Genomic DNA, 20,386 nt, shown 5'->3' with positions numbered 1-20,386 from the left:
GAGTTGTCGATCGAAGACCGCGCCGGGCAGGAGCTGATCTACCTGCGGGCCCAGCGCGACTTGGAGCAGAAGATCGAAAACGACAGCCGGCTGGAAGTGGGTAACGAGCGCCAGGAAACCATCAAGGGGAACAGCATTACGGTGCTGGGGGCTGAAGAGCACTGCACTGTCATGGCGGATCGCAAGGTTCAGGTTAACGCCAACGACTATCTGCATGTCGCGGGCGACAGCCACACAAGAGTCAATGAAACGCAGGTGATCGAAGCCGGCGAGCAGGTGCACATCAAGGCCGGTACGCACCTTGTGATAGAGGCGGGTGAGAGCCTTTCGGTGAAGGTCGGCGGTCAGCACATCGTGATCAACGCCGACGGTATTTTCAGCAGCACCGCGATTGAGGACGGCGGTTCTCCGGTGTCGGCTATGGCCGCACATGCATTACTGCCGGGGGCAACGGTGGGTTTGTTGGCATCCGTCGCGCCCGCGCTACCTGAAGACGAAGCGTCAGGCGAACTGGAAGAAGAGGAGGAAGAAGTCGAGCTGGAGGGGATTACCTTGCGGATCGGCGTGTTCTTCGATGGCACCGGCAACAACCGGTCCAACAGTGAAATGGTTGCCGGGTGCCATGCACGGGATGTGGGTTTGGAGGCGCTGGCGGGGGACATTCGGCAGTTTTGTCAGGCCCATGGGTATGACGGCAAGGGGGGAGCGCCGGATAACAGTTATGGGAACGACAGCAGTAATGTGGCGAAGCTGTATGAGTTGTACAAGGATGGCAGTGAAATTCAAATTGCTGCTGAAGAAACCATAGGGTTCATCCGCGTTTATCTGGATGGCATCGGTACTAGTAGTGGTGAACAGGATTCAACTTTTTCACAGATGACCGGTTTGGGCGCGCAGGGTGTATTGGCGCGAGTTGGGCAGAGCCCAATGCAGATTCTCAGAAACATTGAACAGTTCGAACTATCGAACCCTGACCGAAAAGTTGAGCACATTGAATTCGACATCTTCGGTTTCAGTCGGGGCGCCGCTGCCGCTCGGCATTTCGCCAACGAAGTATTGAAAGGGGAACAGAGCCTATTGGCCACGCTGCTCCCGGCCAATTCACCACTGTTCGTCGAGGAGTTTGCCTGGCGTGCCAGGACCGACGTATCCATCAACTTCATCGGCATCTTCGACACCGTGGCCGCCGTCGCGAGCGTTTCCAGTGGCGGCATCAGCGTCCACGATGCCAACAATCCCGGGGTCAACCTGTACCTGGCGCCGGACATGGCCAAAAAAGTCGTGCACCTGGTGGCGCGGGACGAGCGCCGCCACAACTTCTCGCTCAACAGTGCAGGTGCTGCCGATATCGTGTTGCCGGGCGTTCATTCTGATCTTGGCGGCGGTTATTTGCCTCGCGCGGCTGAGCGGATTCTGCTCAGCAAGCCATTCCGTAGCACCGAGGATGCTCACGTGTCCCCGATGAAATCCATTGCCTATCGCTGGACCCAAACCGAACTGCATCGCCTTCAGGATCAGCTCAACCTTCATGACCTGCCATTGCAGGTGCAAACCTGGGTGCTGAAGTTTGAACGCACCGTCAAAGGTGACAAGGAAAAGTGGCAGCATGTGTATGCGGCGGTCAGTAGCCAGCGAGAAGTGCGTAATGAACTGGCCCTGATTTACTTGCGCATCATGCGTGAGTTGGGGGCTAGGCACGATGTCCCGCTCAGGGTGATTGACGATGAAGATCAAAAATATGCGTTATCTGTAGAACTGCAACCGATCGCTCAAAAACTGATGGCTTACGCACTGGGTGAGACCCGCCGCGTGGGTTTGAGCCTGGACGAAGAGGCTCTGCTCGTTGGGCGCTATATCCATCTCTCCGCGCACTGGAACGCCGTCAAAGGCTTCAACAACAGCGATCTGGACATCGTGTTCATCAATCGGCCCGCCGAAAATCATAAGCGGGCGGTACATCCCAATGTTTAAGAAAAGCGTTGTGCTGTTGATGGCCGTTTTTTTGGGCGGGTGCGCATTCGGAAAAAGTCGAGCACTCCCTTATGAAACCTGGGATCTCAATTTCTTTGGGCGACCCTACATGGAGGTTTGGATTGAAACGGCGGATGTCGTTGATATCAATGGACACGTGTTCCGCGGCGCAGGTAGCGGAGGAGTGTCTACGGGTTATCCCCGCGCGCTCAGCAAAGGGATACCTGAGAAGTTTCTCGGTAAACCCAAAGGGTGGCCTGAGCATCCGACGGGCAGTGGCCGACGCGTGACCGGAGCGGACCTACCCCATTTGGTCTACGTGCGCTGGCAGTCGCTGGCTGAGCCGCAAACTTATGAGGCGTTCATCAAGATCCCTGAATCGGTTAGAACAGCCATGCTCAAAAGCGAAGAAGCTTATTGCGGCGCGGTTGGTAAATGGAAAACCGATTACCGAAACATTCTGATTATTGGCTTGGCACCTAGCGGTATCGCCAAAGTGTATTTGGGTGGCCCTTGCCTGAAGTCGGCCGAAGTCACCCGCGTACAAGGCACGATCAATCCCGAAGGCCCTTACGGCGGCACCTCCAACGGAAAACATCGACCCCTTTCAGAAGAATCCCAAGCCTACATCGACCAGTTCGGCATTCCCTATGGCTCCTGGTGACCGATGAACTATCACCAGAAACCACGACCGATCAAACTCCCCATGAGGAATTCAATCCCAATGGCTGATAATCATGCCCCACCCGATGACTACAAATGCCCGCCCGTCAAACTGCACAGTCAGGCGCTTGCCTTCGGGTGCTATTGGGTTGCCATATTCACGCTCGTAGCTAGCGCCTCTGTTCGGGCTGAAGGGTGCATCGGTCTTGGCTGCCTGGAAAAGGCTGGCCCCCTTGAATACTCAATGCTGACTGGATTCGGGTTGATCTTTACAACGGCCTGGCCGTTTATTTCGACCTCAGATGCCACTAAAGATGGCCCCTCGAAACACTACACCCAAGCGGTGAAGGACGATGCTGCAGCTTATCTCGCTACCGACGGCGATATCGATGGACCCATGCTTGAATCCGCATGGCGCACGTACTTGGAGCAGCACTCTTATCTTCAGCTAAGCAAGAAAGAGTTTGCCCACATGGTACTAGCTACCTATGGATGAACAACCAAGCTCCTGGCAATTGAAAAGGGTCATCGCATGATCGTTATTGAAGAGTTTTCTGCGCACATGTGAACATCTCCACAAATACACAGCCGATGATCATCTGTAATAAATTTTAGCAACCCAATATATCTAACACTTAATGTATGTATAAAAAATGGGCACCCAACCTGGTTGGCGTGCCCATTTTCAATACGAATCTCCCCGCAATTCAGGGAGTTCGTAGCATTTATGGATTGACGCTGTCTTTCAACGATTTGCCAGGCTTGAACGCAACGGTGTTGCTGGCCTTGATTTTCACTGGCTCACCGGTTTGCGGGTTCTTGCCGGTGCGAGCACCACGGTGACGTTGCAGGAAAGTACCGAAGCCCACCAGGGTGACGCTGTCTTTACGGTGCAGGGCGCCGGTGATTTCTTCGAGAACGGCGTTGAGGACGCGGTTAGCCTGCTCTTTGGTGAGGTCAGCCTTTTCAGCGATGGCTGCGGCGAGTTCTGGTTTACGCATGAGTGAAGCCTCTTTGACGGTTTTTTGTTGTTATGTCCGTGCTGTTCTTCCGGAACAGCGCCCAAGGCGCCGCAGGCTCTACTCTGCGGCAGACAGGAGTGAGGATGGCACGCGCTTACGAGCGACGCCAGTCTCGGGGCGACCTTTGTAGGGGCGAAAGCGCGGTGATTCCGACAGAACGCCCAGTATTTACGCCAGAAGCGCCGGAAGTTCCTTGTTTAGAGCGAGTTTCTCCATCACCGCCGCCCCGGTGAGGGCGTAACCCAGCAGTTTTCCGCTGGCATCACGGCACAGCGCCTTGATGTCGGCGCCCTGCCCTTCGACGGTCCAGACACCCTCAAAACCCCGTGGCGGCGGGGAAACCACCAATGGGCAGACCGGTGTTTTCACGGTAATCGGCATCGCACCATAGCTGACCGCCGTCGGGTTGCCGGCCAGGGTCTGAGCCAGCGCACGCGCACAGCTCATCAGGGGCATCACGTACAGCAAGTTCAGTCCATCGACCTCGGCGCAATCGCCCAAGGCGTAGATATTGGCGTGAGAAGTCTTCAGATGGCGGTCAACGACCACACCGCGATTGATCTGCAAACCGGCAGCGGCCGCCAGATCGATGCGTGGGCGCAGGCCAATGGCTGAAACCACGACGTCGCAGGGGATCACCTGGCCATCGGACAAATGCCCTTCGAGCCCGTCATCGGTACGCTGCAAGCTATTGAGTACCGGACCGAGGTGGAACTGCGCGCCCAGGCTTTCCAGCCCGGCCTGCACGGCTGCGGCTGCCGCCGGGTGAAGCAGCGTCGGCATGACTTGTTCGCACGGCGCGACCAGTTGCACGTCGTAACCACCGAGGATCAGGTCGTTGGCGAACTCACAACCGATCAGGCCAGCACCGAGCAGCAACACTCGACGCTTACCGGCAGCCGCCGCCCGAAAGCGCGCGTAGTCTTCGAGGTCGTTGATCGGGAAGATCGCTTCGGGCGCATCGCCCTGCACCGGCACGCGCACGGTTTCCGCGCCCCAGGCGAGGATCAGGTCGCGATAGGCCACGGCTTCTTCGCCGATCCACAGGCGTTTGTGGCCGGGGTCGATGCCGCTGATGCGCGTGTGGGTCCGCACTTCAGCTTTCAGCTGTTCGGCCATGGCGCCGGGCTCGGCCATGCTCAGGCCATCGGCGTCCTTGTTCTTGCCGAAACCGGTAGAGAGCATCGGTTTGGAGTAAGAGCGTCCGTCATCTGCGGTAATCAACAGCAGCGGTGTTTCGCCATCGAGTTTGCGAAACTCCCGGGCCAGGTTGTAGCCAGCCAGCCCAGTGCCGACGATCACGACAGGTGCGTTCATTCCTTACTCCTCTTCAATTCATGAAAATCTGTGATCAGGCAGCGATTTCGATCATCTCGAAATCCATTTTGCCGACGCCACAGTCCGGACACAGCCAGTCTTCCGGTACGTCCTGCCACAAGGTCCCGGCCGCGATACCGTCATCCGGCCAGCCGTCGGCTTCGTTGTAGATCAGCCCACAGACCACGCATTGCCACTTCTTCATTGCTTGTTTCCTCAGGTTCTCAGGCTTTTGCTGGCGCGAACGGTCGCCCGATAAAGGTCTGCCGTCCGGCTCAAGGCGTTTTGTACTGATCAGGCGGGTTAGATGCAAGCCTGTTCACGGCCATTACCCCGTCTGATCAGTCAATATCACCAACCGACATGGTAAGCTCGCCGCCTCATTTGCTGCCAATACTGACTCACTGTGCCGCACTCAAAACCCCTCGCCCCTGCTCTGTTCTGGCTGCCACAAAGCCAGCTGTCCCCGCTTCCCGACGCGCAAACCCTCGACTGGCTGTTCGATGAGGGCTCGCTCACCCGCCGCCTGACCCGTTTGTCGGATGACAGCTTCAGCGTGACGCCGTTGCTCGAAGGCTGGCAGCCTTTGCGCGCCGATGAATGCGCCGCGCTAGCGTTGCCCGAAGGCAGTGAAGGCTGGGTTCGTGAGGTGTATTTGCGCGGTCATGGCGAAGCCTGGGTGTTTGCCCGTAGTGTGGCGGCACGCAGTTCGTTGCAGGACGGCGGGTTGAATATGGATGAGTTGGGCAGCCGCTCCCTGGGCGAGTTGCTGTTTTGCGATCAGGCGTTCCAGCGCCGCGCCATTGAGGTTTGTCACTATCCTGTCGAGTGGTTGCCCAGCGAATCTCAGGCGCCGCAACTGTGGGGCCGGCGCTCGCGTTTCGACCGGGGGGACTTGAGCGTGCTGGTCGCGGAAATATTCCTGCCAGCCCTGTGGCGCGCTGCCCGCGCGAATACGGAGAACTGCTGATGTACCAAAGCCTGCTCAAATCATTGAATCGCGTGAACCCGCGAGCCTGGGACTTCATCCAGTTGACCCGCATGGACAAGCCCATCGGCATTTACCTGCTGCTGTGGCCAACGTTGTGGGCGCTGTGGATTGCCGGCAAAGGTTCGCCGTCACTGGCCAATATCGCGATTTTCGTCCTTGGCGTGGTGCTGACCCGCGCGGGTGGCTGCGTGATCAATGACTGGGCGGACCGCAAGGTCGACGGTCACGTGAAACGGACCGAACAGCGGCCCTTGGTCAGCGGCAAGATCAGCTCCAAAGAAGCGCTGGTGTTTTTCGCATTGCTGATGGGCGTGAGCTTCCTGCTGGTGCTGTGCACCAACGCAGCCACGGTCTGGCTGTCGTTCGGTGGTCTGGCGCTGGCCGCCACTTACCCGTTCATGAAGCGCTACACCTATTACCCGCAAGTGGTACTGGGCGCGGCGTTCTCCTGGGGCATGCCGATGGCGTTCACCGCCGAAACCGGTGAACTGCCGGCCATCGCCTGGTTGCTGTGGATTGCCAACCTGCTGTGGACAGTGGGCTATGACACCTATTACGCCATGACCGACCGCGACGACGATTTGAAGATTGGCGTGAAATCCACGGCGATTCTGTTTGGCGATGCCGATCGGGTGATCATTCTCACCCTGCAAGGGCTGGCTCTGGGGTGCCTGCTGCTGGCCGGATCGAAATTCGAGCTGGGCGGCTGGTTTCACCTCGGGCTGCTGGCAGCGGCCGCGTGCTTTGCCTGGGAGTTCTGGTACACCCGCGACAGGGACCGACTCAAGTGTTTCCGGGCCTTCCTGCATAACCATTGGGCCGGGTTGGCGATTTTCATCGGGATCGTGCTGGATTACGCGTTGCGTTGACCGGTTTGAAAGATCGCAGCCTCCGGCAGCTCCTGCGGGGCGATGCGTGCAGGAGTTGCCGAAGGCTGCGATCTTTTACCAGGTTACATAGACTTGGCGACGTGCCAGGCACCATCCATCAGCCCTTCACCGGTCTTGTCACCGGCCTTCTTGTCCTTCACAAAGGTGTACAGCGGCTTGCCGTAGTAAGCCCATTGCATCTTGCCGTCGTCACGTTTGATCACTGTCCAGTCGCCCTTGGACTTGTCCATGGCGGTAGCCGCCAGCGGAGGCCAGTTGGCAGCGCATGCGTCATTGCACATGGACTTGCCAGCAGCATCCTTGGCAAAGGTATACAAGGTCATGCCTTTGCTATCGACCAGCATGCCACCCTTCTCCATCGCTGGATCAGCGGCGAAGGCCATTGCCGGTAATGCCAGGGCAGCAGCCAACATCAGGGCTTTAAACGATTGAGCGTAGTGCGTCATGGAAACCTTCCTTTGTGGTTGTCAGGATTCGAACTTAGAGCGTAGTTCAGGATTGCGCTGCTTGCCGCACGGCTAAAATACTGTCACACGACTGCAATAATTCCGTTATCTAATGCGGCGCAAGACAGTTAAATGACAAGAGGATTAAGGCATGGTTGGCAGGAGCATTCTGATCGTCGACGACGAAGCGCCCATTCGCGAAATGATCGCCGTTGCGTTGGAAATGGCCGGCTATGACTGCATGGAGGCCGAAAACTCCCAGCAGGCCCACGCCATTATTGTCGACCGTAAACCGGACCTGATCCTGCTCGACTGGATGCTGCCCGGCACTTCAGGCATCGAGCTGGCCCGACGCCTCAAGCGCGATGAACTGACCGGGGACATCCCGATCATCATGCTCACCGCCAAGGGCGAAGAGGACAACAAGATCCAGGGCCTGGAGGTTGGCGCCGATGACTACATCACCAAGCCGTTTTCGCCACGCGAGCTGGTTGCGCGCCTGAAAGCCGTGCTGCGTCGTGCCGGCCCTACCGACGGCGAAGCGCCGATCGAAGTCGGCGGCCTGCTGCTGGACCCGATCAGCCACCGCGTGACCATCGACGGCAAACCCGCCGAGATGGGCCCGACCGAATACCGCTTGCTGCAGTTTTTCATGACCCATCAGGAACGCGCCTACACCCGCGGGCAATTGCTCGATCAGGTCTGGGGCGGCAATGTGTATGTCGAAGAGCGCACCGTCGACGTGCACATCCGTCGTTTGCGCAAAGCACTCGGCGATGCCTACGAGAATCTGGTACAAACCGTGCGTGGCACCGGCTACCGGTTTTCTACCAAGGCCTGAGCCGGCCCTTACGTGCTCGACACGCTGACAAGGACGCAAGTTTAAGTGAACCAAAACTGGCATGGCACACTGATCCGCCACATGCTGTTACTGGTCACCGGCTGTCTGGTGATCGGCCTGATTACGGGCTACTACGGCTGGAGCCTGGCCGCTGGCCTGGGCATTTACCTGGCCTGGACCCTCAAGCAATTGCTGCGCCTGCACGAGTGGCTGCGCCTGCAAAAGCCTGACGAACCACCACCCGATGGCTACGGCCTGTGGGGTGAAGTGTTCGATAGCATCTATCATCTGCAACGCCGCGATCAGCGCGTGCGCGGACGCCTGCAAGCGGTGATCGACCGGGTTCAGGAGTCCACCGCAGCGTTGAAAGACGCGGTGATCATGCTCGACAGCGACGGCAACCTGGAATGGTGGAACCGCGCCGCCGAAACCCTGCTGGGCCTCAAGACCCCGCAAGACAGCGGTCAGCCGGTGACCAACCTGGTGCGTCATCCGCGCTTCAAGGAATACTTCGAGCAGGACAACTACGCCGAGCCGCTGGAAATCCCTTCGCCGACCAACGACCGGATGCGGATTCAGTTGTACATCACCCGTTACGGCAACAACGAACACCTGATGCTGGTGCGCGACGTCACCCGCATTCATCAGCTTGAACAAATGCGCAAAGACTTCATCGCCAACGTCTCCCACGAACTGCGCACGCCGTTGACGGTGATCTGCGGCTATCTGGAAACCTTGCTCGATAACGTTGAAGAAGTGAATCCGCGCTGGAGCCGTGCGTTGCAGCAAATGCAGCAACAGGGCGGACGCATGCAGACGTTGCTCAATGACTTGCTGCTGTTGGCCAAGCTCGAGGCCACCGATTACCCGTCGGACAACCAGCCGGTGCCGATCGACAGCCTGCTGCAATCGATCAAGAGTGACGCGCAGGCGCTGTCCGGGCAGCGCAACCAGCACATCACCCTGGAAGCCGATCCGTCGATTATGCTCAAGGGCAGTGAAGCCGAGTTGCGCAGTGCGTTCTCGAACCTGGTGTTCAACGCCGTCAAATACACCCCGGACGGTGGCAACATCCGCATCCGCTGGTGGGGTGACGAACAAGGCGCACACCTGAGCGTGCAGGACTCGGGGATCGGCATCGACAATAAACACCTGCCGCGCCTGACCGAGCGCTTCTACCGCGTCGACTCCAGCCGCAACTCCAATACCGGCGGCACCGGGCTGGGCCTGGCCATCGTCAAACACGTTTTGCTACGTCATCGTGCGCGAATGGAGATCAGCAGCGTGCTCGGCCACGGCAGCACGTTCACCTGCCATTTCGCGCCGACACAGGTCACAAAATCGCGGGTCAACTCGCTGACCGACTAGCAGCCGCGACGACTAACCTCTAGGCAATCGCCCTGTCAGCCGCTACATTGGCTGACTTGGGCCTGCCTTTCAGGCTCGGCAATCCCCTTTCTTTTCGAATATACGGAACCCGCAAAACTCCATCATGGACCCTTCCCCTGGCTTGACCCTCGTTTCACTCTTCGCCGATTTCGGCATGATTCTTTTTGCACTGATCCTGGTTTTGCTCAACGGCTTCTTCGTTGCGGCGGAATTTGCCATGGTCAAATTGCGCTCGACCCGGGTCGAGGCCATCGCTGATAAACACGGCTGGCGCGGGCATATCCTGCGCACCGTACACAGCAAGCTCGACGCTTACCTGTCGGCCTGCCAGTTGGGTATCACCCTCGCCTCCCTGGGCCTTGGCTGGGTCGGTGAGCCGGCGTTCGCGCACATTCTCGAGCCGTTGCTGGACGCGGTCGGCGTCAACTCGCCGGAAGTGGTCAAAGGCGTGTCGTTCTTTACCGCCTTCTTCATCATTTCCTACCTGCACATCGTGGTCGGCGAACTGGCCCCCAAATCCTGGGCCATCCGCAAGCCCGAGTTGCTGTCGCTGTGGACGGCGGTGCCGCTGTACCTGTTCTACTGGGCGATGTACCCGGCCATTTACCTGCTTAACGCCAGCGCCAACACGATCCTGCGGATCGCCGGCCAAGGTGAACCTGGCCCTCATCACGAACACCATTACAGCCGTGAAGAACTGAAACTGATCCTGCACTCCAGCCGCGGCCAGGACCCAAGCGACCAAGGCATGCGCGTACTCGCCTCGGCGGTGGAAATGGGCGAACTGGAAGTGGTCGACTGGGCCAACTCCCGGGAAGACCTGGTGACGCTGGAGTTCAACGCCCCCCTCAAGGAAATCCTCGCGCTGTTCCGTCGTCACAAATTCAGCCGTTATCCGGTGTACGACAGCGAACGCCAGGAGTTCGTCGGCCTGCTGCACATCAAGGATCTGCTGCTGGAACTGGCGGCGCTGGACCACATTCCCGAGTCGTTCAACCTGGCCGAGCTGACCCGCCCGCTGGAACGCGTATCGCGGCATATGCCGTTGTCGCAACTGCTGGAGCAGTTCCGCAAGGGCGGCTCGCACTTCGCCGTGGTTGAAGAGGCCGACGGCAACATCATCGGCTACCTGACCATGGAAGACGTGCTGGAGGTGCTGGTCGGCGACATCCAGGACGAACACCGCAAGGCCGAACGCGGGATCCTCGCCTACCAGCCGGGCAAATTGCTGGTACGCGGCGACACACCGCTGTTCAAGGTCGAACGCCTGCTGGGTATCGATCTGGACCACGTCGAAGCCGAAACCCTCGCCGGGCTGGTCTACGAAACCCTGAAACGGGTGCCGGAAGAGGAAGAAGTACTGGAAGTCGAAGGTTTGCGGATCATCATCAAAAAGATGAAAGGCCCGAAGATCATTTTGGCCAAGGTGTTGATGCTCGATTGAACCCTGCGCGAGCCCGCTGTTGTGGCGAGGGAGCTTGCTCCCGCTGGGTCGCGTAGCGGCCCCAAACCCTGCAATCGCACTCGTCCTGACACACCGAGTTGATCTGTTTGGGGACGGCTTCGCCGTCCAACGGGGGCAAGCCCCCTCGCCACAATTGATCGCAGTGACCTGGATTATTGTTTGCCGAGCGCAAAGTTCGGCAAGCTGCCCACCGGTTGATTGAACTGGTACGGAATCGACACCAGCCCCAACCCGCTATTGCGCTGCACCACGAAGTGCAGGTGCGGCCCGCTGCTGTTGCCGGTATTGCCCGATAACCCCAACGCACTGCCGACTGCCACCCGCTGACCTTCGCGCACACACACCGAGCCGCGCTTAAGGTGCAGGTACACGCCCATCGTCCCGTCATCGTGCAACACCCGCACGAAATTGCCCGACGGGTCAGTGCCGCGTCCGCTCTGGTTGTTTTCGGTCTTCACCACCACCCCGCCGCGCGCCGCGATGATCGGTGTGCCTTCAGGCATGGCGATGTCCATGGCATAACGGTTCTTGACCCCAAAATGGCTGTACCGGCCATTGGCGCCTTGCGTCAGGTGGAACGGTCCGCCACGCCACGGCAGCGGATATCGATAGGCCTGCGTGGTATCTGTGGGGTTGCCCAGCGAATAGTTGAACGTCGGGGTATAGGCCAGCGGCTTGCCGGGCGTAATCGCCGTGAGCAGCGCCAGACGCATAGTGCTGCGCGCCGGCAGCACTCGGCGGATCGGCTGTGCCGGCGCACCGCTGACATTCTTCAGCCCGGTGAAACTCAGCTCGACCTCTACCGGCGCATACAAATCGTTGCGCACAAACACACTGTGCGTGTCCCTCTGCTTCTTGATATCCAGAAGTACCTGGCGTTCAAGGTGCTCGTCCATGCGGTCGCGGAACACAAAGATCCGTGCACCATGGGAGGGGCGGTCACTGTAGGAGACCACACCTGTCACGCTGGTGGATTTGTAAATAGTGATGGCCACAGCCGAGGTGGAGGCCATGAACAGACCACAGAAAAACAGCAATCGCGCGAACATGGGCAAGGTTCTGTCGAGGAAGACCTGAAATCAGCCTAGCAGCCAGAATCGACCTGTGTAGTCGGCAGATGTTTCAAATGATCGGTTCAGGAGATCTGCGGTGAATTCGATGACCCCATCGCGAGCAGGCTCGCTCCCACACTGGAATGCGGCTCCCTGTGGAAGCGAGCCTGCTCGCGATGGCGATCTAATCGGCGCTGCTGCGCTTACGCGCCCGGTACGAAATGCTTCTGCGCCGTACCGCGGGCAATCAGGCGGGAGATGTAATCGAGTTTTTGTGCGTCCTGGTCGACAAAACGGAAGGTCAGTTGCAGCCAGTCGCTGTCAGGCTTCGGCTCGTGGGCCACGATGGCGTGCAGGTAGCCGTTCAGGCGGGCGACTTCGGCGTTGTCGCCTTGCTCCAGGTCAAGCACGGCGCCGTCGAGTACTTGTGGCAGGGTGTCGGTGCGTTTAACCACCAACAAGGCTTCCTTGATGCTCAACGCCTTGATCACGCATGGCTGAGTACCACTAGGCAGACGCAGTTGACCTTGACCACGACCACCTGCCGGGGCTGGGGACGCTGCTGGCGCCTTGACCGGTGGGCTGTTGAGCAGACCGCGCGCGGGGGCTGCCGCGGCAGTCGGGGTGGCTGCGGGGGCGACGACAGCCGCCTTGCCGCCCGTGAGCGCGCCGAGGGAGTCGTTGCCGAATGCCGAATTCATCTTGGTGGGCGCGCCGTTCATCAAGGTGTCGAGTTTGCCGACCTTGTTCAGCGCCTGCTTGACCTTGGTCAGCAGCTGCTCGTTGGTGAACGGCTTGCTGACATAGCCGGAAACGCCGGCCTGGATCGCCTGAACCACGTTTTCCTTGTCGCCACGGCTGGTGACCATGATAAACGGCATGGCCTTGAGTGTGTCCTGTTCGCGGCACCAGGTCAGCAATTCGAGGCCAGACATTTCCGGCATTTCCCAGTCGCACAGGACCAGGTCGAATGCTTCGCGCGCCAGCATGGCCTGCGCTTTTTTACCGTTGACCGCGTCTTCGATTCGCATGCCCGGGAAGTAGTTGCGCAGGCACTTCTTCATCAGGTCACGAATGAACGAAGCGTCATCGACCACCAACACACTGACCTTACTCATCAACCACCCCTTAAAAAATCCCGGCAATCATAACGCTTTGCTAATGGCACTTTGCCAAAACCCTTCAGTCACGCCGGGACTTTTTTCGTTCGCGGGTGCTATGAATTGCAAAACCGCAAACAAAAACGCCCGACCACAAGGCCGGGCGTTTTACTTGGGCAATCTTACTTATCGTCAGCGTTGCCCGGAACATTAGCGCTTTCGGCACTTGTGCCTTCAACTTCTTCCTTCATGCGCTTGAGGCCCAGGTGACGGACATCGGTACCGCGCACCAGGTAAATCACCAGCTCGGAAATATTGCGGGCGTGGTCGCCAATCCGCTCCAGCGAACGCAGCACCCAAATAATGCTCAAGACCCGCGTGATCGAACGCGGATCTTCCATCATGTAGGTCGCCAGTTCGCGCAGGGCGGTCTTGTATTCACGGTCGATGACCTTGTCGTACTGGGCCACCGACAGCGCCAGCTCGGCGTCGAAGCGAGCGAAGGCATCCAGTGCGTCGCGAACCATGTTGCGCACCTGGTCGCCGATGTGCCGAACTTCGACGTAACCGCGCGGGGCCTCGCCTTCTTCGCACAGCTGGATGGCACGGCGGGCGATTTTGGTCGCTTCATCGCCGATGCGTTCCAGGTCGATGACCGACTTGGAGATGCTGATGATCAAACGCAAGTCGGACGCGGCCGGCTGGCGACGGGCCAGAATGCGCAGGCATTCTTCGTCGATGTTGCGTTCCATCTGGTTGATCTGGTCGTCGATCTCGCGCACTTGCTGGGCCAGGCCCGAGTCCGCTTCGATCAGTGCAGTGACCGCATCATTGACCTGCTTTTCGACCAGCCCGCCCATGGCCAGGAGGTGGCTGCGCACTTCCTCGAGCTCAGCGTTGAACTGCTGGGAGATGTGGTGGGTAAGGCCTTCTTTGCTAATCATGTTGGCGTCCTTGGAGCGTCCGGTAAGGTGCGGTCTACCGCAGCGATGGTTAAGCGAGCAACGCTAGCGGCATCCTAGCCGTAACGACCGGTGATGTAGTCTTCGGTCTGCTTCTTCGCCGGATTGGTGAACAGGGTATCGGTGTCGCCGAATTCCACCAGTTTGCCCATGTACATGAACGCCGTGTAGTCGGAAACCCGCGCGGCCTGTTGCATGTTGTGGGTCACGATGACGATGGTGAACTTGGATTTCAGTTCGTAGATCAGCTCTTCGACTTTCAGCGTCGAAATCGGGTCGAGTGCCGAGCACGGTTCGTCGAGCAGCAGCACTTCCGGCTCCACCGCGATGGTACGAGCGATCACCAGACGTTGCTGCTGACCACCGGACAAACCCAGTGCCGATTCGTGCAGACGGTCTTTCACTTCATCCCAGAGTGCCGCGCCTTTCAACGCCCATTCGACGGCTTCGTCGAGTACGCGCTTTTTGTTGATGCCCTGAATACGCAGGCCGTAGACCACGTTTTCATAGATGGTTTTCGGGAACGGGTTCGGCTTCTGGAACACCATGCCGACACGACGACGCAGTTCGGCCACGTCTTCGCCCTTGCGGTAGATGTTGTTGCCGTAGAGGTTGATCTCACCTTCGACACGGCAGCCATCGACCAGATCGTTCATCCGGTTGAAGGTGCGCAGCAGCGTTGACTTGCCGCAGCCGGACGGGCCGATGAACGCGGTCACGCGCTGCTTGGGAATGTTCATGCTGACGTCGTACAGCGCTTGCTTGTCGCCGTAGAACAGGCTCAGGCTCGGCACTTCGATGGCCACGGTTTCCTGTGCCAGGTTCAGGCTCTGTTTGTCGCGACCCAGGGCCGACATGTTGATGCCGTGGGTATGTGTTTCGTGCTGCATGGGAAACTCCCTGTGCTAACAAATTCGGTTCGGTTTTTGTGGGAGCGAGCCTGCTCGCGATTCGGGCAACGCGGTTTAAGTCTGAAACCACAGAGATGCCATCGCGAGCAGGCTCGCTCCCACATAAAAATCAGCTGTCCAGCGCTTTGTATTTCTCGCGCAGGTGGTTACGGATCCACACTGCCGACAGGTTGAGCGTGGCGATCACCAGTACCAGCAACAGCGCCGTGGCGTACACCAGCGGCCGTGCGGCTTCGACGTTCGGGCTCTGGAAGCCGACGTCATAAATATGGAAGCCCAAGTGCATGATTTTCTGGTCAAGGTGCAGGTACGGGTAGTTGCCGTCCACCGGTAGCGACGGCGCCAGTTTCACCACACCCACCAGCATCAGCGGCGCCACTTCACCGGCGGCGCGAGCCACGGCGAGGATCATCCCGGTCATCATCGCCGGGCTGGCCATTGGCAGCACGATCTTCCACAAGGTTTCAGCCTTGGTCGCGCCGAGGGCCAACGAGCCTTCACGCACGGTGCGAGGAATCCGCGCCAGACCTTCTTCAGTGGCCACGATCACCACCGGCACCGCCAGCAGCGCCAGGGTCAGCGAGGCCCAGAGCAGGCCCGGCGTACCGAACGTCGGCGCCGGCAAGGCTTCAGGGAAGAACAAACGGTCAACCGAGCCGCCGAGTACGTAAACGAAGAAGCCCAGACCGAACACGCCGTAAACGATCGCCGGAACGCCCGCCAGGTTGTTCACCGCAATGCGGATCAACCGGGTCATCGGCCCCTGGCGTGCATATTCACGCAGGTAGACCGCTGCCAGCACGCCGAACGGGGTGACGATCATCGCCATGATCAGGGTCATCATCACGGTGCCGAAGATCGCCGGGAAGATCCCGCCTTCGGTGTTGGCTTCACGTGGGTCGTCGCTGAGGAACTCCCAGACCTTGTTGAAGTAGAAACCCAGCTTGGTCAGGTAACTCATGGCGTTCGGCTGGTAGGCATGAACCACTTTGCCGATACCGATTTCGACTTCTTTGCCGTTGGCATCGCGAGCGGTCAGGCTGTCGCGGTTGAACTGCGTGTGCAGATCGCTCAGGCGTGCCTCGACGTCTTTATAACGAGCGTTCAGCTCAGCGCGTTCAGTGTCCATGTCGGCTTGCGCGGTCGGATCGAGCTTGCCTTCAAGCTCCAGCTTGCGGCCATGCAGACGAATCCGTTCAAGGCCTGCGTTGATTGCGCCGATGTCGGTTTTTTCGAGGCTTTTGATTTGTGCCGCGAGCTTGTTGACGCGGTCCACCCGCGCTTGCAGCTCCGGCCAGGCCGCTTCGCCTTCAGCGATGACCTTGCCGTCCTGTTTGACGTTGAGCAGGTAGCCGTAGAAGTTACCCCACTCGCGGCGCTCGATGGTCATCAGTTCACGCGGCGTGCTCTGGTCGGTCAGCCACTCGCCGACGATCCAGGTGAAGTCATTGCCGTTGATGTCACGGTTACCGACCTTGATCAGCTCGCGGGTCATGAATTCCGGACCTTGGTCCGGCACTGGCAAACCCGCGGTTTTCAGACGCTCACGCGGCACTTCTTCCTTCTGTACCACTTCGCCGATGACGACATGGTTGGCCTGGCCCGGCACGTTGTAACTGGCGTGCATCAGGTCGGCCGGCCAGAAGTGGCCCAGACCGCGCACGGCAATCACCGCCAGCAAACCAATGGTCATGATGACCGCGATGGACACCGCGCCACCGCTGATCCAGACGCCAGGGGCGCCGCTCTTGAACCATCCTTTCAGGGAGTTCTGTTTCACAGACTTCTACCTTTCTTAAAGCGACGAGTATTTCTTGCGCAGACGCTGACGGATCAGCTCCGCGAGGGTGTTCATGATGAAGGTGAACAACAGCAGCACCAGCGCCGACAGGAACAACACGCGGTAGTGGCTGCCGCCGACTTCCGATTCGGGCATTTCCACCGCCACGTTGGCGGCCAGGGTGCGCAGACCTTCGAACAGGTTCATTTCCATGACCGGGGTGTTGCCGGTGGCCATCAACACGATCATGGTTTCCCCGACCGCACGACCCATGCCGATCATCAGTGCCGAGAAAATGCCCGGGCTGGCGGTCAGGATCACCACGCGGGTCATGGTCTGCCATGGCGTGGCGCCGAGGGCCAGGGAGCCCAGTGTCAGGCCGCGCGGCACGCTGAACACGGCGTCTTCGGCGATCGAGTAGATGTTCGGGATTACCGCAAAACCCATGGCCAGACCGACGACCAGAGCGTTGCGCTGGTCGTAGGTGATGCCCAGGTCGTGGGAGATCCACATGCGCATGTCACCGCCGAAGAACCAGGTTTCCATGTACGGGCTCATGTACAGCGACAACCAGCCCACAAACAGAATCACCGGGATCAGGATCGCGCTTTCCCAGCCGTCCGGCACTTTCAGGCGCACGGATTCGGGCAGGCGACTGAAGATGAAACCGGCTACCAGAATGCCGATCGGCAAGAGCATCAACAGGCTGAAGATGCCCGGCAAGTGCCCTTCCACATACGGTGCGAGGAACAGGCCGGCGAAGAAGCCGAGGATCACCGTCGGCATCGCTTCCATCAATTCGATGACCGGCTTGACCTTGCGGCGCATGCCCGGCGCCATGAAGTACGCGGTGTAGATCGCCGCAGCGACCGCCAGCGGTGCCGCCAGCAGCATCGCGTAGAACGCGGCTTTCAGCGTACCGAAGGTCAGTGGCGAAAGGCTCATCTTGGGTTCGAAGTCGGTGTTGGCCGCGGTCGATTGCCAGACGTATTTAGGCTCGTCGTAGTTTTCGTACCAGACCTTGCTCCACAGCGCGCTCCACGAAACTTCCGGGTGCGGGTTGTCGAGCAGCAGCGGTTGCAGCTTGCCGCCCTGCTCCACAATGATGCGGTTGGCACGCGGCGACAGGCCGAAGAGGCCCGCGCCATCCACCACCTGGTTCACCAGCAAGGTGCGGTGGGCAGTGCTGTGGAACACCCCGAGCTTGCCGGCAGTGTCGAGGGCGACGAAGCCTTTGCGACGCTCTTCGGCGGTGATTTCAACGATCGGCGTGGTGCCCATCTGGAAGGTGCGGATCTGTTTCAGTCGTTGCTCGCCATCGGTATCGCGAGCCATGAACCACTGGGCCAGACCACCCTTGGAGTCGCCGATGATCAGCGAGATACCGCCCACCAGTTGAGTACTGGCGGTCACTTGCGCTTCGCCGTCATCCAGCAGTTTGTAGCGACCGTTGAGGCTCTTGTCGCTCAGGCTGAAGACATCGGCCTGGGCACGGCCGTTGACCACGTACAGCCACTGCTGACGCGGGTCGACGAAGATGTTCTTCACCGGCTCGGTCATTTGCGGCAGTTCAATGCGCTTCTGCTCGTTGGTGACCTCACCGGTCATCATGTTTTCTTCGCTGCTCAGCGACAGCACGTGCAATTGCGAACCGGTAGAGCCGGCGAGCAGCAGGGTCGAATCGGTCGCATTGAGGCTGACGTGCTCCAGGGCACCGCCCTGCTCGTTCAGTGCGATTGGCGTTTCACCGTACGGGAATTCGATGGCCGGCGAGATGGTTTTCTTGCCTTCCGGGTAACTGACTTTATAGGTGTGACGGAACACCAGCGCCTGACCGTTGGACAAGCCCACGACGACCAGCGGATGGCCGGGCTGGTCTTTACCAATGGAGGTTACGCTGGTACCGGCCGGGATCGGCAGGTCGATACGGCGTAGCTCAGCACCACTGTCGACGTCGAAAAACAGCGCCTGGCCCTTGTCGGAAACCCGCATGGCGACCTGGTTCTGTTCTTCGAGGGAGATCATCAGCGGTTTGCCGGCGTCTTGCATCCAGGCCGGGGTGATCGCGTCTTTGGCGGTCAGGTCGGCACCCTGAAACAGTGGCGCAACGACGTAGCCAAGGAAGAAGAAGATCAGCGTGATCGCGCCGAGTACGGCGAGGCCGCCGACGAGGACGTACCAGCGGGTCAGGCGGTCTTTGAGCGCGCGGATGCGGCGCTTGCGTTGGAGCTCAGGCGTATTGAAGTCAATTCGCTTGGGGGGATTGGTAGTCATGGTGGAATTGGCCAGATCATTCATGCGCACACCCTAGCGATCCTGTATGACAGAAAGATGACAATGCAGTGACGCAACAAATCCGCCGCCCGTGTGAACTGGCAGCGGACTGGAAAATTGGGAGGTAGGCTTGCAAGCGGCGTTGTCACCGCAGCAAGCCTCAACCTTTGTAGGAGCTAAGCTTGCTCGCGATTGCGGTTTGTCGGTCACATCTTTGTTGAATGTGCCGACGCCATCGCGGGCAAGCCTTGCTCCTACGGGTCCGGGGCGAACCCCGGACCTACGGTGTTACTTTTTTGCGACTTCAGCGCCGCCTTCTTGCAGACCCAGGTCAGCCAGTGCCTTGGCGGCAACTTTGGCTGGCAGTGGGATGTAACCGTCTTTCACGACAACTTCCTGGCCCTGTTTGGACAGAACCAGTTTCACGAACTCGGCTTCCAGCGGGGCCAGAGGCTTGTTCGGGGCTTTGTTGACGTAAACGTAGAGGAAACGCGACAGCGGGTATTTGCCGTTCAGGGCGTTTTCTTCGCTGTCTGCGATGAAGTCAGTGCTGCCTTTCTTGGCCAGAGCCACAGTCTTCACGCTGGCAGTTTTGTAGCCGATGCCCGAGTAACCGATACCGTTCAGCGAAGAGCTGATCGATTGCACGACCGAAGCCGAGCCTGGTTGTTCGTTGACGTTTGGTTTGTAGTCGCCTTTGCACAGGGCTTCTTCTTTGAAGTAGCCATACGTGCCGGATACCGAGTTACGGCCGAACAGTTGAACCGGCTTGTTGGCCAGGTCGCCTTTCACGCCCAGGTCGCCCCAGGTTTTGACTTCTTCTTTAGCGCCGCACAGACGAGTCGAGGAGAAGATCGCGTCGACCTGTTCCATGGTCAGGTGCTGGATCGGGTTGTCCTTGTGCACGAACACGGCCAGGGCATCCACTGCAACCGGGATAGCGGTTGGCTTGTAGCCGTACTTCTGCTCGAAGGCGGCCAGTTCGGTGTCCTTCATCTTGCGGCTCATCGGGCCCAGGTTAGAGGTGCCTTCAGTCAACGCAGGTGGCGCGGTGGCGGAGCCAGCGGCCTGAATCTGGATGTTTACGTTCGGGTATTCTTTTTTGTAGTTCTCAGCCCACAGGGTCATGAGGTTGGCCAGGGTATCGGAGCCGACGCTGGACAGGTTGCCCGAAACACCAGTGGCTTTCGTATAAGCCGGGATGGCCGGGTCTACACCAGCGGCTACCGCGTTGGCAGTTGCAACGCCAGCAGCGACAAACGTCATTGCCGCCATCAAACGCTTCAGTTTCATGCCTTACTCCTAGCAAATA

The 20,386-nt window shown here is 59.1% G+C and carries 19 protein-coding genes; 8 read left to right on the top strand and 11 right to left on the bottom strand.

Going from position 1 to position 20,386, the window contains the following annotated elements; all coding sequences use genetic code 11:
• Nucleotides 1-3: 3 nt before the first annotated feature.
• The 3 genes from HK44_RS23125 to HK44_RS23115 are packed head-to-tail and all read left to right on the top strand — an operon-like array spanning nt 4 to nt 3,130.
• On the top strand, nt 4-1,971 hold the full coding sequence (locus HK44_RS23125; RefSeq protein ID WP_019694296.1) for a T6SS phospholipase effector Tle1-like catalytic domain-containing protein: 1,968 nt from the start codon (nt 4-6) through the stop codon (nt 1,969-1,971).
• Nucleotides 1,964-2,635 (top strand): DUF2931 family protein, encoded by a 672-nt coding sequence (locus HK44_RS23120; protein ID WP_019694297.1) that lies wholly within the window; start codon nt 1,964-1,966, stop codon nt 2,633-2,635. Before HK44_RS23125 ends, HK44_RS23120 begins: the two co-directional genes overlap by 8 nt.
• 60 nt (nt 2,636-2,695) lie before the next feature.
• Complete coding sequence (locus HK44_RS23115) at nt 2,696-3,130, top strand: DUF2388 domain-containing protein (protein ID WP_019694298.1); 435 nt, start codon at nt 2,696-2,698, stop codon at nt 3,128-3,130.
• A 229-nt stretch (nt 3,131-3,359) separates the two neighbouring features.
• Here the strand turns inward: HK44_RS23115 and HK44_RS23110 are convergent, their stop codons facing one another.
• The 3 genes from HK44_RS23110 to HK44_RS23100 all read right to left on the bottom strand — a co-directional run bounded on the left by HK44_RS23110 (nt 3,360) and on the right by HK44_RS23100 (nt 5,178).
• Complete coding sequence (locus HK44_RS23110) at nt 3,360-3,635, bottom strand: HU family DNA-binding protein (protein WP_003213368.1); 276 nt, start codon at nt 3,633-3,635, stop codon at nt 3,360-3,362.
• Nucleotides 3,636-3,824: 189 nt separating this feature from the next.
• On the bottom strand, nt 3,825-4,973 hold the full coding sequence (locus tag HK44_RS23105; protein WP_019694299.1) for an NAD(P)/FAD-dependent oxidoreductase: 1,149 nt from the start codon (nt 4,971-4,973) through the stop codon (nt 3,825-3,827).
• A gap of 34 nt (nt 4,974-5,007) precedes the next feature.
• The gene (locus tag HK44_RS23100) at nt 5,008-5,178 is read right to left on the bottom strand and encodes a rubredoxin (protein WP_019694300.1); all 171 of its coding nucleotides are present in this window, start codon (nt 5,176-5,178) and stop codon (nt 5,008-5,010) included.
• A 201-nt stretch (nt 5,179-5,379) separates the two neighbouring features.
• Here HK44_RS23100 and HK44_RS23095 point away from each other — a divergent pair, with 201 nt between their 5' ends.
• Both HK44_RS23095 and ubiA read left to right on the top strand, forming a co-directional pair.
• Nucleotides 5,380-5,943, top strand: coding sequence for a chorismate--pyruvate lyase family protein (locus HK44_RS23095; protein WP_019694301.1), 564 nt, complete (start codon nt 5,380-5,382; stop codon nt 5,941-5,943).
• Nucleotides 5,943-6,833 carry a 4-hydroxybenzoate octaprenyltransferase gene (gene ubiA, locus HK44_RS23090; RefSeq protein ID WP_019694302.1) on the top strand — a complete coding sequence of 297 codons (891 nt, stop codon included), beginning with the start codon at nt 5,943-5,945 and terminating at the stop codon, nt 6,831-6,833. The genes HK44_RS23095 and ubiA overlap by 1 nt, the downstream gene beginning before the upstream one ends.
• An 83-nt stretch (nt 6,834-6,916) precedes the next feature.
• Here the strand turns inward: ubiA and HK44_RS23085 are convergent, their stop codons facing one another.
• Nucleotides 6,917-7,300: a COG4315 family predicted lipoprotein gene (locus tag HK44_RS23085; protein WP_019694303.1), complete on the bottom strand. Its 384-nt coding sequence runs from the start codon at nt 7,298-7,300 to the stop codon at nt 6,917-6,919.
• A 151-nt stretch (nt 7,301-7,451) separates the two neighbouring features.
• Between HK44_RS23085 and phoB the strand changes: the two genes are divergently transcribed.
• The 3 genes from phoB to HK44_RS23070 all read left to right on the top strand — a co-directional run bounded on the left by phoB (nt 7,452) and on the right by HK44_RS23070 (nt 10,974).
• Nucleotides 7,452-8,141 carry a phosphate regulon transcriptional regulator PhoB gene (gene phoB, locus HK44_RS23080; protein ID WP_003177195.1) on the top strand — a complete coding sequence of 230 codons (690 nt, stop codon included), beginning with the start codon at nt 7,452-7,454 and terminating at the stop codon, nt 8,139-8,141.
• Nucleotides 8,142-8,222: 81 nt separating this feature from the next.
• Nucleotides 8,223-9,509 carry a phosphate regulon sensor histidine kinase PhoR gene (gene phoR, locus HK44_RS23075; RefSeq protein ID WP_242031593.1) on the top strand — a complete coding sequence of 429 codons (1,287 nt, stop codon included), beginning with the start codon at nt 8,223-8,225 and terminating at the stop codon, nt 9,507-9,509.
• Nucleotides 9,510-9,633: 124 nt separating this feature from the next.
• Nucleotides 9,634-10,974 (top strand): hemolysin family protein, encoded by a 1,341-nt coding sequence (locus tag HK44_RS23070; RefSeq protein WP_019694305.1) that lies wholly within the window; start codon nt 9,634-9,636, stop codon nt 10,972-10,974.
• A gap of 173 nt (nt 10,975-11,147) precedes the next feature.
• On the opposite strand, the gene HK44_RS23065 is transcribed toward HK44_RS23070, so the two are convergent.
• From HK44_RS23065 to HK44_RS23035, 7 genes are all read right to left on the bottom strand, one after another.
• Nucleotides 11,148-12,044: a M23 family metallopeptidase gene (locus HK44_RS23065; protein ID WP_019694306.1), complete on the bottom strand. Its 897-nt coding sequence runs from the start codon at nt 12,042-12,044 to the stop codon at nt 11,148-11,150.
• 206 nt (nt 12,045-12,250) lie between these two features.
• Nucleotides 12,251-13,165, bottom strand: coding sequence for a response regulator (locus tag HK44_RS23060; RefSeq protein WP_024265141.1), 915 nt, complete (start codon nt 13,163-13,165; stop codon nt 12,251-12,253).
• A 164-nt stretch (nt 13,166-13,329) separates the two neighbouring features.
• Entirely contained in the window at nt 13,330-14,091 is a 762-nt protein-coding gene (gene phoU / locus HK44_RS23055; protein ID WP_019694308.1) for a phosphate signaling complex protein PhoU, read from the bottom strand.
• A gap of 74 nt (nt 14,092-14,165) precedes the next feature.
• Nucleotides 14,166-14,999: a phosphate ABC transporter ATP-binding protein PstB gene (gene pstB, locus HK44_RS23050; RefSeq protein ID WP_019694309.1), complete on the bottom strand. Its 834-nt coding sequence runs from the start codon at nt 14,997-14,999 to the stop codon at nt 14,166-14,168.
• A 130-nt stretch (nt 15,000-15,129) separates the two neighbouring features.
• Entirely contained in the window at nt 15,130-16,800 is a 1,671-nt protein-coding gene (gene pstA / locus HK44_RS23045) for a phosphate ABC transporter permease PstA (protein ID WP_019694310.1), read from the bottom strand.
• Nucleotides 16,801-16,815: 15 nt separating this feature from the next.
• Nucleotides 16,816-19,098, bottom strand: a complete 2,283-nt coding sequence (locus tag HK44_RS23040; RefSeq protein WP_019694311.1) for an ABC transporter permease subunit — start codon at nt 19,096-19,098, stop codon at nt 16,816-16,818.
• Between the two features lie 264 nt (nt 19,099-19,362).
• Nucleotides 19,363-20,367 (bottom strand): phosphate ABC transporter substrate-binding protein PstS, encoded by a 1,005-nt coding sequence (locus HK44_RS23035; protein ID WP_019694312.1) that lies wholly within the window; start codon nt 20,365-20,367, stop codon nt 19,363-19,365.
• Nucleotides 20,368-20,386 lie beyond the last annotated feature (19 nt).

It is taken from the genome of Pseudomonas fluorescens HK44 (assembly GCF_000217955.3).
GTDB lineage: Bacteria > Pseudomonadota > Gammaproteobacteria > Pseudomonadales > Pseudomonadaceae > Aquipseudomonas > Aquipseudomonas fluorescens_AQ.
The sequence above is the reverse complement of the archived record's forward strand: the minus strand, read 5'-3'. Positions and strand labels throughout refer to the sequence as shown.

What these genes read in the sequence shown, in the direction of transcription:
- HK44_RS23120 (WP_019694297.1), top strand. Translation starts at nt 1,964, where the DNA reads ATGTTTAAGAAAAGCGTTGTGCTGTTGATGGCCGTTTTTTTGGGCGGG.
- HK44_RS23115 (WP_019694298.1), top strand. Translation starts at nt 2,696, where the DNA reads ATGGCTGATAATCATGCCCCACCCGATGACTACAAATGCCCGCCCGTC.
- HK44_RS23110 (WP_003213368.1), bottom strand. Translation starts at nt 3,635, where the DNA reads ATGCGTAAACCAGAACTCGCCGCAGCCATCGCTGAAAAGGCTGACCTC.
- HK44_RS23105 (WP_019694299.1), bottom strand. Translation starts at nt 4,973, where the DNA reads ATGAACGCACCTGTCGTGATCGTCGGCACTGGGCTGGCTGGCTACAAC.
- HK44_RS23100 (WP_019694300.1), bottom strand. Translation starts at nt 5,178, where the DNA reads ATGAAGAAGTGGCAATGCGTGGTCTGTGGGCTGATCTACAACGAAGCC.
- ubiA (WP_019694302.1), top strand. Translation starts at nt 5,943, where the DNA reads ATGTACCAAAGCCTGCTCAAATCATTGAATCGCGTGAACCCGCGAGCC.
- HK44_RS23085 (WP_019694303.1), bottom strand. Translation starts at nt 7,300, where the DNA reads ATGACGCACTACGCTCAATCGTTTAAAGCCCTGATGTTGGCTGCTGCC.
- phoB (WP_003177195.1), top strand. Translation starts at nt 7,452, where the DNA reads ATGGTTGGCAGGAGCATTCTGATCGTCGACGACGAAGCGCCCATTCGC.
- phoR (WP_242031593.1), top strand. Translation starts at nt 8,223, where the DNA reads ATGCTGTTACTGGTCACCGGCTGTCTGGTGATCGGCCTGATTACGGGC.
- HK44_RS23070 (WP_019694305.1), top strand. Translation starts at nt 9,634, where the DNA reads ATGGACCCTTCCCCTGGCTTGACCCTCGTTTCACTCTTCGCCGATTTC.
- HK44_RS23065 (WP_019694306.1), bottom strand. Translation starts at nt 12,044, where the DNA reads ATGTTCGCGCGATTGCTGTTTTTCTGTGGTCTGTTCATGGCCTCCACC.
- HK44_RS23060 (WP_024265141.1), bottom strand. Translation starts at nt 13,165, where the DNA reads ATGAGTAAGGTCAGTGTGTTGGTGGTCGATGACGCTTCGTTCATTCGT.
- phoU (WP_019694308.1), bottom strand. Translation starts at nt 14,091, where the DNA reads ATGATTAGCAAAGAAGGCCTTACCCACCACATCTCCCAGCAGTTCAAC.
- pstB (WP_019694309.1), bottom strand. Translation starts at nt 14,999, where the DNA reads ATGCAGCACGAAACACATACCCACGGCATCAACATGTCGGCCCTGGGT.
- HK44_RS23040 (WP_019694311.1), bottom strand. Translation starts at nt 19,098, where the DNA reads ATGAATGATCTGGCCAATTCCACCATGACTACCAATCCCCCCAAGCGA.
- HK44_RS23035 (WP_019694312.1), bottom strand. Translation starts at nt 20,367, where the DNA reads ATGAAACTGAAGCGTTTGATGGCGGCAATGACGTTTGTCGCTGCTGGC.